Source organism: Phreatobacter sp., from assembly GCF_027532945.1.
In the GTDB taxonomy this organism is placed as follows: domain Bacteria; phylum Pseudomonadota; class Alphaproteobacteria; order Rhizobiales; family Phreatobacteraceae; genus Phreatobacter.
The window spans coordinates 231331-244298 of record NZ_JAPZTZ010000017.1 but is presented as its reverse complement, the minus strand read 5'-3'; the positions used below and the strand labels follow the sequence as shown (position 1 = coordinate 244298).

The 12968-nt window shown below is 68.0% G+C and carries 11 protein-coding genes and 1 tRNA gene; 5 read left to right on the top strand and 7 right to left on the bottom strand.

Features of this window, described 5'->3' with window-relative positions; translation table 11 throughout:
* Positions 1–4 precede the first annotated feature (4 nt).
* The 3 genes from O9344_RS14295 to O9344_RS14285 form a co-directional block, all read right to left on the bottom strand.
* Complete coding sequence (locus tag O9344_RS14295; protein ID WP_298478489.1) at positions 5–1129, bottom strand: GNAT family N-acetyltransferase; 1125 nt, start codon at positions 1127–1129, stop codon at positions 5–7.
* Complete coding sequence (locus O9344_RS14290) at positions 1126–2517, bottom strand: lipopolysaccharide biosynthesis protein (RefSeq protein ID WP_298478586.1); 1392 nt, start codon at positions 2515–2517, stop codon at positions 1126–1128. Before O9344_RS14290 ends, O9344_RS14295 begins: the two co-directional genes overlap by 4 nt.
* Positions 2518–2698: 181 nt before the next feature.
* Positions 2699–3610 (bottom strand): peptidylprolyl isomerase, encoded by a 912-nt coding sequence (locus tag O9344_RS14285; RefSeq protein WP_298478486.1) that lies wholly within the window; start codon positions 3608–3610, stop codon positions 2699–2701.
* Between the two features lie 385 nt (positions 3611–3995).
* Between O9344_RS14285 and secA the strand changes: the two genes are divergently transcribed.
* The 3 genes from secA to O9344_RS14270 all read left to right on the top strand — a co-directional run bounded on the left by secA (position 3996) and on the right by O9344_RS14270 (position 7586).
* On the top strand, positions 3996–6782 hold the full coding sequence (secA, locus tag O9344_RS14280) for a preprotein translocase subunit SecA (protein ID WP_298478483.1): 2787 nt from the start codon (positions 3996–3998) through the stop codon (positions 6780–6782).
* Between the two features lie 113 nt (positions 6783–6895).
* Positions 6896–6971, top strand: a tRNA-Ala gene (locus O9344_RS14275).
* 201 nt (positions 6972–7172) lie between these two features.
* On the top strand, positions 7173–7586 hold the full coding sequence (locus O9344_RS14270; RefSeq protein WP_298478480.1) for a DUF2177 family protein: 414 nt from the start codon (positions 7173–7175) through the stop codon (positions 7584–7586).
* 10 nt (positions 7587–7596) lie between these two features.
* Here the strand turns inward: O9344_RS14270 and O9344_RS14265 are convergent, their stop codons facing one another.
* From O9344_RS14265 to O9344_RS14250, 4 genes are read right to left on the bottom strand one after another with little or no spacing between them, the layout of a single operon-like run.
* Complete coding sequence (locus O9344_RS14265) at positions 7597–8628, bottom strand: cyclopropane-fatty-acyl-phospholipid synthase family protein (protein WP_298478477.1); 1032 nt, start codon at positions 8626–8628, stop codon at positions 7597–7599.
* Positions 8629–8632: 4 nt separating this feature from the next.
* The gene (locus O9344_RS14260) at positions 8633–9442 is read right to left on the bottom strand and encodes a DUF1295 domain-containing protein (RefSeq protein WP_298478475.1); all 810 of its coding nucleotides are present in this window, start codon (positions 9440–9442) and stop codon (positions 8633–8635) included.
* The gene (locus O9344_RS14255) at positions 9439–10071 is read right to left on the bottom strand and encodes a ChrR family anti-sigma-E factor (RefSeq protein ID WP_298478473.1); all 633 of its coding nucleotides are present in this window, start codon (positions 10069–10071) and stop codon (positions 9439–9441) included. The genes O9344_RS14260 and O9344_RS14255 overlap by 4 nt, the downstream gene beginning before the upstream one ends.
* Complete coding sequence (locus O9344_RS14250) at positions 10068–10688, bottom strand: sigma-70 family RNA polymerase sigma factor (protein ID WP_298478471.1); 621 nt, start codon at positions 10686–10688, stop codon at positions 10068–10070. The genes O9344_RS14255 and O9344_RS14250 overlap by 4 nt, the downstream gene beginning before the upstream one ends.
* A 143-nt stretch (positions 10689–10831) precedes the next feature.
* Here O9344_RS14250 and O9344_RS14245 point away from each other — a divergent pair, with 143 nt between their 5' ends.
* Positions 10832–12175 carry an NAD(P)/FAD-dependent oxidoreductase gene (locus tag O9344_RS14245; RefSeq protein WP_298478468.1) on the top strand — a complete coding sequence of 448 codons (1344 nt, stop codon included), beginning with the start codon at positions 10832–10834 and terminating at the stop codon, positions 12173–12175.
* Complete coding sequence (locus tag O9344_RS14240) at positions 12172–12951, top strand: DUF1365 family protein (RefSeq protein ID WP_298478465.1); 780 nt, start codon at positions 12172–12174, stop codon at positions 12949–12951. Before O9344_RS14245 ends, O9344_RS14240 begins: the two co-directional genes overlap by 4 nt.
* The last annotated feature ends 17 nt before the right edge of the window (positions 12952–12968 follow it).

Sequence of the window (12968 nt, the reverse complement as noted above, 5' to 3'; positions counted from 1 at the left end):
GCCTTCAGCGCTTCAGCAGCTGCTTGGCCCGAGCCTTCGCCTGAGTGAGGCCGCACTTCAGCGCGACAACGGCATGGAAACGCCAGTCTGGCGAGCCGTCCCGCACGGCGACGAGGCGGCTGGTGATCGCCATGCGCTCCGGCCAGATGCGGTCGATCATCGGATGGCCCTGCACGGCGCAGGAATCGACGAGGGCGACACCCTGTTCGGCGAGCGTCGCCTCGCCGATGGCATGGGAGAGCAGCAGGCCCGGCGAAAAGCGCGCGAAGGCCTCGTCATAGGCCGTCTTCCAGTACCAGGCGCGGGATCCGGACCGCAGCACGACCCCTGCGGCGATGGGCTTGCCATCGTGCAGGGTGAGGTCGATGCGCGCCTGTCCGGCGCGGGCGAGGCCGCCGACGGCAGCACGGAAGAAGCCGGCCGTGACGATGTTCCCCTCCATCGCGGTGCCGGCGCGCCCCTTCCAGCCCTGCGCCTCCAGCGCAAGATAGGCATCGAGGGCCGCGTCGAGGTCATGGCCGGTCGCGGTGGACACGGTCTCGAGGCGACCGGTCTCGGCGAGGCGTCGGGCAAGGCGCCGGTGATCCTTTGCGAGCGGGGGAGCGTTCGTGATCAGGACGGCCCGGCGGTGACTGTCGAGAACCGCAACGGTATGGCCGCCCAGCGCCGGCGCCACCGCGCCCCAGCTCGCATCATCGGCCATCGGCCAATGGAGGGCCGCAACACCGCGGCGCGCCAGGTCGGCCAGCAAGGCATCCATCACCGTCGCCGCTTCGCCGGGCAGGGCCATCAGCCCGCCCGAGGGTGCATAGGGATGGGTCCAGAGCGAGAAGAGCGTGCCGGCGAGCCCGAAGCGCCCGGCGACAAGGCCGATCGGCGCGCCGTCGCGCGTCACGATGAAGGCACCAAGACCCTGGGGATCGATGGCGCGGGCCGCCAGCGCGAAGGCAGGAGCGAGGAAGACAGGCCCCTCGGCACTGGCAGCGAGGCGGCGCCAGTCCTCTTCGACCGCGTCCCACTGAGGCGCCGGTACCCAGCGGAGCGCCACCGCGCCCATGCCGGACGGGCCGGCCTCCGGCTGGAGCGGCGGCGCGATCGTCGGTGCAAGGCGCGTGTCCAGCAGCGTCATGCGGTGGCCGGTTTCGACCAGAAGCCGAGAGAGAGGCCGAGCCGCGCCGTGGTGATCCACAGGAGCAGGATCGATTCCAGCGTCAGCGCCGTGGCCGTGGCGATCGCCGCGCCCATCATGCCCAGCGGCGGGATGAGCACCAGGCAGAGGACCACCGCCGTGCCGAAGGCGAAGGCATAGATGAGGGCGCAGGCCGTCTGGTGGCCGGACATGGTGAGCAGCCGCTCCACCGGGCCCACCGCCGCCCGGGCGAGGAGGCCGATGGAAACGACGAACATGGCGGGGTATCCGGCGACGAAGTCCGGCCCGAACATCATCAGGAACGGTTTGCCCAGCGCCAGGATGACGATGGTGGCGGCAAGCGAGGGGAAGAAGGTCCAGCGGATGGAGGCGCGCAGGAAATCCGCCAGTTTTTCCCGGTCGCCGGCGACGTGATACTCGCTGAACCGGTGCGCGGCGGCGGCCGCCACGGCGAAATAGATGAAGGCGACAAGCGCAAGGGTCTTCACGGCCGCCCAGTAGACCGCGACCTCTTCCGGCCCCGCGAGCTGCTTCAGCAGCACGACGTCGGTATAGGTGAGCGCGAGATAGAAGGTCTCGACGAGGAAGATCGGCAGGCTGGTCCGAAGCCAGGTCAGCGGCTCGATCCGATTGGGGCCGGGCGCGACCTCACGGCCGAGGCGGCGGTTGAGCAGCAGAACCTGCACGACGGCCGCGAGCCAGGTGGCGACGACGGCGCAGGCCATGGCCGCGACCGCATTGGTGGGGAACCCCGCCACATGGGCGCCCGCCATGGTGGCGAGAAGGATCACCGGGCGGATGAGATAGGGCGGTCCGAGGGCAAGGTCGGTCCAGTTGTAGGAGCGGGCGATGCCGTCCTGGATGTCGGTCAGCACGAACATCGGCAGGCAGAGCGCAGCAAGCACCAGCGGCATCACCATGTCGCCGGAGAGCCAGGAGCCGAACTGCCAGAGCACCAAGAGACCGATGACGGCGACCGCCGTGGCGATGAGGAAGCCGAGGCGGCGCGCCCCGGAAATGAAGCCGCGCAGGCCCGCCTGGTCCCCCGTCTCGGCATAGGCCGGCAGGAAGCGCTGCGCCGCCGAGGCAAGGCCGGCATTGGAGAAATGGCCGATCAGCAGCACCCAGACCCAGACCGAGACATAGGTGCCGAACTCCGACCCGCCCATCCAGCGGGCCATGAGCACCTGGCTGACATAGGCAATGCCGGCGGAGAGGACGCGGATGACGAAGGCCGCGCCCGCCATGCGCTGGGCCACGGACTGGTCGGACTTGTCTCCGAGGAAGGCCTTGATCCGTCCGGCAACGCCGGAAGGGGAGAGCAGCGTCTTGGCGCCGCGCCCCATCTGCGCTTCCTCGGAACCCATCACCGACACGAGGCGGTCTCCCGCGGGGCGCCGGCCCCTGCCGGAGCGTCCACCGCGACGGTGATAGCCCGCCTGCGCTTAAGAAACGGTGTGGCCGCCGGAAACGAACAGAAACAGACTGTCAAAATGACGAAGGGCCGGTCACATCGACCGGCCCTTCCGATATCGGCTGGATGAGGGATCAGGGACGCGGCGTCGCCGGCGCAGCGCCGGGGGCCGGGGCCTGCAGCGGGGCCACGAAGCGCTGGACCTGAGCCTCGGACCGCAGTCGCTGGACGAGATCGGCCTGGACGCGGCGGGTGAGGAAATCCTCGATCTGGCCGCGCACCTGCTCGAAGCTCGGGATCTCGCGCTGGCGGCGCTCCTCCAGCTTGATGATGTGCCAGCCGAACTGGCTCTTCACCGGCGCGGTGGAGAGCTGGCCCGGCTGCATGGCGAAGGCGGCCTCGGCGAATTCGGGCACCATCTGCGCCTTGGTGAAGAAGCCGAGGTCGCCGCCATTGCGCTGGCCACCCGGGTCCTTGGACTTCTCGCGCGCGATGGTCTCAAAATTGGCGCCGCCGCGGATCTGGGCGATCAGCGCCTTGGCCTCGTCCTCGGTCTCCACGAGGATATGGCGGGCGCGGACCTCTTCCTCCGGCGTGATGCGGGCGCGCTGCTCGTCGTAGATCTTGCGCATCTCCGCCTCGGTGACCCGGGTGCGGGTCTCGTCGTTGAGCAGCGTCTCGACCAGCAGCTTGTTGCGGTAATAGGTCAGCTTGCGGGCAAAGTCCGGACCGTTCTGGACATTGCGCTGCTCGGCCGCCTTGGCGGCCAGCGTCAGGTCGATGACGAAGGACAGGAGATAGTCGCGCTTCTGCTCGGGGCTCATCTGGGCCGTCGCCTGGCCACCGATGTCCTCCTCTGCCGCATCGAGGTCAGCCTGGCGAATCTCGACGCCCTGGACGCGGGCGAGGATGCCGTCAGCAGGCGCCGTCAGCGCCGGGGCAGGCGCTGCGGGGGCGGCGGGCGCGGGCGCCTGGGCGAGGGCGGGAGCGGCGAGCGCCAGGGTCATCATGGCGGCGGAAAGGAGAAGGCGGGCTGTCATCGTCATGTCGGCCTTGTGCGTGGCGAAAGGGTCCGGGGGGTGATCCCGGTCATGGGAGCGCCAGCCTGTGGCGCTTTGAAGGTGGCCATGCGACAGCCGCCTGCGCGAGGCGCCGCGCCGGCGCGGGACATATCCCGCCGGTTGTCGCAGCAATGCCCGTTTCAGGCCGAATTGACAACCCTCGGCACCGTCCATATCTGTCCCGAGTTGTCGTGTGCCGCGGTCCGTTCCGTGCGCGCCGACGGCATCCCACCGGGATCCCGGAACGGGGCGCGCTGGCGCCCTCGCCCGCCCTCTCGGGGCCGGACACTGGCGTGAACCATCGGGACGGTTGGGACGACCAACCGGTTTGACAGGCTCCGCCAACCGCGCCCCAAGCGAAGGACATCTCATGCTCGCCGCGCTCGCCCGCAGGATCTTCGGCAACGGCAACGACCGTCGCGTGAAGGGCTATCGCCCCCGAATCCAGGCGATCGCCGCCCTCGAGCCAGAGCTCGAGAAGCTCTCCGACGAGGCGCTGCGGGCGCGCACCGACGAGTTCCGCGCCCAGCTTGCCGCGGGCAAGAGCCTCGACGACCTGCTCGTGCCGGCCTTTGCAACGGTTCGCGAGGCGGCCAAGCGCGTCCTCGGCCAGCGTCACTACGACGTCCAGATGATCGGCGGCATCGTCCTCCACGAGGGCGCCATCGCCGAGATGAAGACCGGCGAGGGCAAGACCCTCGTCGCCACGCTCGCCGTCTATCTCAATGCCCTCGCCGGCAAGGGCGTGCATGTCGTCACCGTCAACGACTACCTCGCCCGCCGCGACGCGGAATGGATGGGCAGGGTTTACGGCTTCCTCGGCATGACCACCGGCGTCATCGTCCACGGCCTCGACGACCAGCAGCGCCGCGAGGCCTATGCCTGCGACATCACCTACGGCACCAACAACGAGTACGGCTTCGACTACCTGCGCGACAACATGAAGTACTCCGTCGAGGAGATGGTCCAGCGCGGTCACGCCTATGCCATCGTCGACGAGGTCGACTCCATCCTCATCGACGAGGCGCGCACGCCACTGATCATCTCCGGCCCGCTCGACGACCGCTCCGACTTCTACGCCACCATCGACCGCTTCATCCCGGTTCTGGACAAGGGTGACTACGAGGTCGACGAGAAGCAGCGCACCGCGGCCCTCACCGAGAGCGGCAACGAGAAGATGGAGCGCGCCCTGGTCGAGGCCGGCTATGTCAAGGGCGATCTCTATGACGTCGAGAACGTCTCGACCGTCCACCACGTCAACCAGGCGCTGAAGGCCCACAAGCTGTTCCAGCGCGACAAGGACTACATCGTCCGCAACGGCGAGGTGGTCATCATCGACGAGTTCACCGGCCGCATGATGCCGGGCCGTCGCTACTCGGAAGGGCTCCACCAGGCCCTTGAGGCCAAGGAGCGCGTCCAGGTCCAGCCGGAGAACCAGACGCTCGCCTCCATCACCTTCCAGAACTATTTTCGCATGTACGGCAAGCTCGGCGGCATGACCGGCACGGCGCTGACCGAGGCAGACGAATTCCTCGACATCTACAAGCTGCAGGTGGTGGAGATCCCGACGAACCGCGGCATCGCCCGCCTCGACGAGGACGACGAGGTCTACAAGACCGTCCAGGACAAGTACAACGCCATCATCGTCGAGGTGGAGGCGGCCCGCGCCAAGGGCCAGCCAGTACTGGTCGGCACCACCTCCATCGAGAAGTCCGAGACGCTCGCCGAGATGCTGAAGGCAGCCGGATTCAAGCAGGTCGACCTCGAGGACCCGCAGGCCTTCGCCCCGCTCTATGACGGCGACCAGGGCTCGGCCGCCGAGAAGGTCTTCGCCGTCCTCAATGCCCGCTACCACGAGCAGGAGGCCTTCATCGTCTCCCAGGCGGGCGTTCCCGGCGCCATCACCATCGCCACCAACATGGCCGGCCGCGGCACCGACATCCAGCTCGGCGGCAATTCCGACATGCGCATCAAGGCCGAACTCGCCGGCATGGAGGATGGCCCCGAGAAGGAGGCCAAGGCCAAGGCGATCCGCGAGCAGGTGGCGGAGCTGAAGCAGCGCGCGCTCTCTGCCGGCGGCCTCTACATCATGGGCACCGAGCGCCATGAGAGCCGCCGCATCGACAACCAGCTGCGTGGCCGCTCCGGCCGCCAGGGCGATCCCGGCCGCTCCAAGTTCTATCTTTCCCTCCAGGACGACCTGATGCGCATCTTCGGGTCGGACCGCATGGAGGGCATGCTCACCAAGCTCGGCCTCAAGGAGGGCGAGGCCATCGTCCATCCCTGGATCAATCGGGCGCTGGAGAAGGCGCAGCAGAAGGTCGAGGCCCGCAACTTCGACCTGCGCAAGAACGTCCTCAAGTACGACGACGTCGCCAACGACCAGCGCAAGGTCATCTTCGAGCAGCGCATCGACCTGATGAGCCAGCAGGACCTCTCCGACATGGTGCAGGACATGCGCCATGGCGTCATCGAGACGCTGGTCCACGCCCATATCCCGCCGGATGCCTATGCCGAGCAGTGGGACACCGCGACGCTGAAGGACGAGATCTACCGCGTCCTCAACCTCGACCTGCCGATCCCCGACTGGGCGAAGGAGGAGGGCATCGCCGACGAGGAGGTGATCGAGCGCATCACCAAGACTGCGGACGAGATGATGGCCTCCAAAGCCGCCCGCTTCGGTCCGGACATCATGCGCCAGATCGAGAAGGCGGTGGTGATGCAGGTGCTCGACCATCTGTGGCGCGAGCACATCGTCCAGCTGGACCACCTGCGCCAGGTGGTCGGCCTGCGCGGCTATGCCCAGCGCGACCCGCTCAACGAGTTCAAGTCCGAGGCCTTCCAGCTCTTCGAGGTGCTGATGGCGCGGCTGCGCGAGATGACGACCCAGCAGCTCGCCCTGGTCGAGCTGCAGGAGCCGCCGCCCATGCCGGACCTGCCCCCGATGACCGCCCACCACATCGACCCCACCACGGGCATCGACGAATTCGCCCAGATGGGTGCGGCCTCGGGTGGCTCGTTCCAGGCGACGGCGGCCGGCGGCGGCGCCGAGCGCAACCCGAAGGACCCCTCCACCTGGGGCAAGGTCGGCCGCAACGATGCCTGCCCCTGCGGTTCGGGCAAGAAGTACAAGCACTGCCACGGGCAGTATGTCTGAGACGAACGGGCGCCGTTCGCGGCGCCCTTCTGGCGGCCGGGGCTTTCCCGCGGATGACGCGCGGAGCGCCTTGACCGGATGATCGGCGCAGCCTAAAAGGCGCGCTCGCGGGCGGGGCTGTAGCTCAGATGGGAGAGCGCTGCAATCGCACTGCAGAGGTCGGGGGTTCGAATCCCCCTAGCTCCACCAGCCCGCACGCACCCCCGTCTGAAGACGATATGAAACCCGCATCGAGGCACGAGGGCGGTCTCTGAAGAGAGGCTTGGCGCACCCCTTGCATCGCCATCTGCGGTACAGCCTTCACGACGACAGTGCCCTCCCAATTGGCGTTTTTTGAACCGCCAGGCCCCCGATACGCGTATGAGTGCTCACGAGGGGTGAGGACCAACGATGACCTTCCTGTGGGGCTATGTGGCGGCGCTGGTCATCTTCGGCGTGCTCGATGCGATCTGGCTGTCGAACATGGCCCGCATCCTCTATCGCCCGACCCTCGGCGACCTGCTGCTCGACAATCTGCGCTGGCTGCCGGCCCTCGCCTTCTATTTCCTCTTTCCCCTCGGGGTCGTGCATTTCGCCGTCCTGCCGGCTCTGGCGGGCGGCGGTGTCGTCATGGCGCTGGTCAATGGTGGCTTCCTCGGCCTTCTCGCCTATGCCACCTACGACCTGACGAACTATGCGACGCTGCGGTGCTGGACAGCGACGCTGACCGTGATCGACGTGCTCTACGGCACGGTGGCGACGGCGCTGGTCGCAGCCGGTGCCTATGGCTGGCTGGTGCTGATCGCCGGCTGGGGCTGGATCTGAGGCGCTGCCTTCAGGGCGTCGGCTTCAGCCGATAGTGGCTGACGCCCCAGCTGTCGCCTCCCGCATGGCCGAACAGCCCGCTGGTCGCCAGAAAGAACAGCCGCCAGCGCCGCCGCCACAGAGCGAGATTCTCCTCGCCATAGACCTGCGTGAGGATCGGGTCGATCTCCGCAAGGCGCGCGTCGAAAAGCGCCAGCCAGTCCTCGGCCGTCCGGCGATAGTGCTCGCCGCTCCAGCGCCACTCGTCCTCGACGGTGAACAGGTCGGGGAACTGGCGGATGAGGCCATGGCCCGGCATGAGGCCGCCGGTGAAGAAATGCTGGGCGATCCAGTCGGTCTTGTCCGCAGCGTCGAAGCGGTAGGAGCCCGTGCGGTGCGTGAAGACATGGATGAACAGCCGGCCATCTGGCTTCAGCCAGGAGCGCACCCGCGTGAGCAGCGCCCGCCAGTTCGCCATGTGCTCGAACATCTCGACCGAGACGATCCGGTCGAACTGCCCGTCGGCCGCGAAGTCGTTCATGTCGGAGGTGACGATTGTCAGGTTGGTCAGGCCCAGCCGGGCCGCCTCGCCTTCGATGAAGGCCCGCTGCGAACGCGAATTCGACACGGCGGTGATCGTGGCGCCGGGGAAACGCGCCGCCATGGTCAGCGACAGCGAGCCCCAGCCGCAGCCGAGCTCGAGGATGCGCTGTCCGTCGGCAAGGCCCGCATGGTCCATGGTGAGGTCGAGCGCCTTCACCTCTGCCTCGGCCAGCGTGGTGGCGGGGCCATCGTAGTAGCAGGAGGAATATTTCCGCTTCGGTCCGAGCGTCTTCAGGAAGAAGGCCGCGGGCACCTCATAGTGCTGGGCATTGGCGGCATCGGTGTGGATCGCGACGGGAAAAGCGTCCATGGCGGCGGCGAAGGCGGCATCGTCGGCAGCGCCCTGGGCGGCGAGGCTGCGGTCGGTCCGCCCCACCAGCCAGCCGATCATCGCGCGGGTCAGCACATCGGGGACAGGCGTGCGTTCACCCCAGGCGATGAGGCCGGCAACCAGAGACATGCAATCAACCTTTCGCAGAACGCGGCGGCAGGGGGATGAAGGCGCTGGTGCGCGCCTGATAGGCTGCAAACGCCGCACCATGCTTGCGCAGCATGTGCTCCTCCAGCGGCGGGATGCCGGAGACACGCGTCAGAAGCAGTGTCATGAACGCGGGGGCGCCGAGTGCGAGCCAGCCGAGCGGATAGCCGGAGATAGACAGGGCCATGATGGCAAAGGACGCCCAGAGCACGCATTCGAAGAAGTAGTTGGGGTGCCGCGACCAGGCCCACAGGCCAACATCGCAGATCGGCCCCTTCTTGGCGGCGTCGCGAATGAAGGCGGCAAGCTGCCGGTCGGCGAGGCCGCCGCCGATCCAGCCGGCGGCAAAGACGGCGAGGCCGAGCAGATCCTGCCAGCCGAGCGCGCCCGGCCGGTTGGCTGCCAGCACGATGCCGAGGACCAGCGGCACGCTTGCGCCGGCCTGGATCTGCAGGAAGCGGAACATCTGGTAGGAGGCCTGGTCACCCCAGTCCTGCCGGAGCTTGGCATAGCGGGCATCATCCGTGATGCCACGGGTGCGGCCGGCAATGTGCAGGCCGAGGCGCAGCGCCCAGGCGATGGCCATGGCCGCTACCAGAAGCCGCCTTTCGACAGGGCCAGCACCGAGCGGCAGGGCCACGGCGAGCGCGCCAGTAACCCCGACGCCGAAGGTCCAGGTAACATCGACCCAGCCGGAATTGCCGGTGCGCCTCTCGATCGCCCAGGCCCCCGCCATGATAAGGCTCATGGCGGCGGCAATGACGGCGATCGCCGCCGCCAGGCCCCAGAGGGTCACAGCCGCACGAGGGGCTGGAGCAGGCGGCCGAAAAAGCCCTCGAAACGGACATTGCCGGTGAGCGCGACGATGCAGGTGCAGCCCTCGATCGCATCGACCACAGGCGTGTGGGCATGGCGCTCGTCGGCCTCGTCGAAGTCGCCGGCGGCGTAGCGGCCATATTCGTGCTGGTAGGCACCCGCGACGATGGTCGTCCACTCCGCGCCGGTGTGGCGATGGGCGGGCAGGCGCGTGCCGGGCTGGGCGCGCAGCATGAAGACCCGCGCATCGGAACCGGGCACGGTCACCCGGCGCAGCGCCACGCCACGGCCGACGGTCTGCCAGCGGCCCAGTTCGTAAGGCGCCAGCACCTTGAGGCCAGCCGCATCATGCGGGGCGACAGGCGGGGCAAGGCGCTCGGTGATCCGCGCGGGCAGGCCACGCAGCAGCGTCTCCCCGTCGGCCTCCATGGCCTCGGGCTCGATCATGTCGAGGAGGGCACCGTTCACGGCCTCGATCTCGGTGAGGTCGCGCCGGCTCTCCGGGCTGACCTCGAGATGGGCGGCGACAACGAGGGCAAGGCCCTCATCGAGCGTGCCGGCGGCGAAAGCGGCCAGCGTTTCCTCGGACGGACGATGAGAAGCGATCATCGCAGATCCTCCAGCACGCCACGCAGGCGGGCCATGGCGAGCCGCAGCCGCGATTTGACGGTTCCAAGCGGGATGGACAGGCGTTTCGCCACGTCCTGATGACTGAGACCTTCCATGAAAGCCAACTGAACGACTCTGAGCTGATCGGGGGACAGATTGGTGAGGGCCGCCCGGACACGAGAGTCGCGCTCGCTTCCCGAAAGGACCTGGTCCGGCTGTTCGGGCTCCTCGCCCTGGATGATGTCGAAGACTTCTGGCAGCCGCGACCGCTTCTCCCGGCGGGCGGCGTCGATGCGAAGGTTGCGGGCGATTGCCGCAATCCACGTCGATGCACCAGCCCGCGAGGGATCGAAGAGCGCCGCCTTGCGCCAGACCATCAGCAGGGTTTCCTGCGCCAGTTCCTCGGCGAGGTCCGGCGGAGTCCCCTGACGGATGAGCAGCGCTTTCACGCGCGGCGCGAAATGGTCGAAAAGTTTGACGAAGGCTTGCCGATCGGACGATTGGGCAATCGACTGAATCAGAGCGTTCGCATCAACCAAGGCAGCACCGGCACGTCTGTGCGGGCCGCGGAAACGCGGCGCCGACAAATCAATGTGTATCGCAAGAGCACCCGACATGTCCCCCTTTACGCGGTACCATCGCCATCGGATCAGTGGACAGGGTGAAGGAACCGATCGATCCTCGCCCGGCTGAACCGTCGCCACGGCCCGGGCGTAAGTCCCCTATCATTCCCACGAGAAAAGGCAGTTGAATGCGTCCGATGGCCCGACAACGTCAGCGTATCGCCGTGGTGGGGAGCGGCATTTCCGGTCTCTCCGCCGCCTGGCTCCTCTCCCGGGCCCACGATGTCACCCTGTATGAGCGCGCCGACCGACTTGGCGGCCACGCCAACACGGTGGAGGTTCCCGGCGCCGACGGCCGGCCGGTCGCGGTCGATACCGGCTTCATCGTCTTCAACGAGGCGACCTACCCGAATTTCTGCGCGCTGCTCGAGCATCTCGGGGTCGCCTCCCATGCCACCGAGATGTCCTTCGCCGTCTCCCTCGATGGTGGCCGGCTCGAATATTCCGGCACCAGCCTCGGCGGGCTCTTCGCCCAGCGCCGCAACCTCGTCAGCCCACGCTTCTGGTCGATGCTGCAGGACCTCCTGCGCTTCTATCGCAGCGCCACGCGCGATGCAGCCGAACTGCGCTCGCACTCGATCTCCCTGGGCGACTATCTCGATGCCGGGCGCTATGGCCGCGCCTTCCGGGACGACCATCTGCTGCCCATGGCCGGCGCCATCTGGTCGGCCCCCTGCGCCGAGATCCTGTCCTATCCGGCCAGCGCCTTCATTCGTTTCCATGACAATCACGGCCTCCTGAAGCTCTCGGGCCGTCCCGCCTGGCGGACGGTGGTCGGCGGCAGCCGCTCCTATGTCGCCGCGCTCAGGCAGGACTTCACCGGCGAGATCTGCTCCGGCATGCCCATTGCGCGCATCCGCCGCACGGCCGATGGCGTCATTCTCGACGGCGAGCAGGGCTGGAGCCGCCCCTTCGACCAGGTGGTGATCGCCACCCATGCCAAGGAAGCGCTGGCCATGCTGGCCGAGCCCACGCCCGAGGAGCACGACCTCCTCGGTGCCTTCCGATACAGCCGCAACCTCACCGTCCTCCACACCGACGAGGCGCTGATGCCGCGTCGACGCGCCGCCTGGTCCAGCTGGAACCACATCGGTGAGCGCGCCTCGCAGGACGGCCCCTGCGCCGTCACCTACTGGATGAACCGCCTCCAGCACCTGCCGCCGGACCGGCAGTTCTTCGTCACGCTCAACCCGCCGAAGGCGCCGCGTGAGGGCAGCGTCCTGCGCGAGGAAATGTACGAGCATCCGCTGTTCGACAAGGCCGCCATCGCCGCCCAGCAGCGGCTCTGGTCGCTACAGGGCGTGCGGCGGACCTGGTTCTGCGGTGCACATTTCGGCGCCGGCTTCCACGAGGATGGCCTGCAGGCCGGCCTTGCCGTCGCCGAGGACATTGGCGGCGTCCGTCGGCCCTGGTCGGTGGCGGACGAATCCGGCCGCATCGTATTGCCGGCACAGACGACGCCGCTGACGGAGGTGGCGTGAACACCGGGGCGAGCGCCCTCTATGTCGGCCGGGTGATGCACCGTCGCACCCGGCCACGGCCCCATGCCCTCGCCTATCGCGTCTTCTGGGTGCTGCTCGACCTCGACGAGATCGACGGCCTCGACGCGCGGCTGCGCCTGTTCTCGCGCGATCGCGCCAATGTCTTCTCCTTCCGCACCGCCGACTATGGCGACCGCTCGGGACGGCCCTTGCGTCTGCAGGTGGAGGAACGCCTCGCCGCGGCGGGCATCGACACATCAGGCGGCCCGATCCGTCTCCTCACCATGCCGCGCATTCTCGGCTATGGGTTCAATCCGCTGAGCGTCTTCTTCTGCCATCGCGCCGATGGCTCACTCGCCGCGACGCTCTACGAGGTGCACAACACTTTCGGCGAGATCCATTCCTACCTGATCCCCGCCGAGGGCGAGACCCGCCCCATTGTCCAGGACAGCGCCAAGGCCTTTCACGTCTCGCCGTTCCTGACGCGGGACATGACCTACCGCTTCCGCCTGCAGCCGCCGGGCGACGAGGTCGCCGTTCATATCGCAGCCAAGGATTCGGCGGGGCCGATGGTCTACGCCTCGCTATCGGGCGAGCGCCGGCCCCTCAATGACCGCAACCTCGTCAAGCTGCTTGTCACCCATCCGCTGCTCACCCTGCGGGTGACGCTCGCCATCCACTGGCACGCCCTGCTGCTGGTGGCGAAGCGCATCCCGCTCGTCCGCCATCCCGGCCCCGCAGCCGCGGACGTGACCGTCGGCCGGCAGGCGCCCTGATCGGCGGCATGTAAGGC

What these genes read in the sequence shown, in the direction of transcription:
- O9344_RS14295 (WP_298478489.1), bottom strand. Translation starts at nt 1,129, where the DNA reads ATGACGCTGCTGGACACGCGCCTTGCACCGACGATCGCGCCGCCGCTC.
- O9344_RS14290 (WP_298478586.1), bottom strand. Translation starts at nt 2,517, where the DNA reads ATGGGTTCCGAGGAAGCGCAGATGGGGCGCGGCGCCAAGACGCTGCTC.
- O9344_RS14285 (WP_298478486.1), bottom strand. Translation starts at nt 3,610, where the DNA reads ATGACGATGACAGCCCGCCTTCTCCTTTCCGCCGCCATGATGACCCTG.
- secA (WP_298478483.1), top strand. Translation starts at nt 3,996, where the DNA reads ATGCTCGCCGCGCTCGCCCGCAGGATCTTCGGCAACGGCAACGACCGT.
- O9344_RS14270 (WP_298478480.1), top strand. Translation starts at nt 7,173, where the DNA reads ATGACCTTCCTGTGGGGCTATGTGGCGGCGCTGGTCATCTTCGGCGTG.
- O9344_RS14265 (WP_298478477.1), bottom strand. Translation starts at nt 8,628, where the DNA reads ATGTCTCTGGTTGCCGGCCTCATCGCCTGGGGTGAACGCACGCCTGTC.
- O9344_RS14255 (WP_298478473.1), bottom strand. Translation starts at nt 10,071, where the DNA reads ATGATCGCTTCTCATCGTCCGTCCGAGGAAACGCTGGCCGCTTTCGCC.
- O9344_RS14250 (WP_298478471.1), bottom strand. Translation starts at nt 10,688, where the DNA reads ATGTCGGGTGCTCTTGCGATACACATTGATTTGTCGGCGCCGCGTTTC.
- O9344_RS14245 (WP_298478468.1), top strand. Translation starts at nt 10,832, where the DNA reads ATGGCCCGACAACGTCAGCGTATCGCCGTGGTGGGGAGCGGCATTTCC.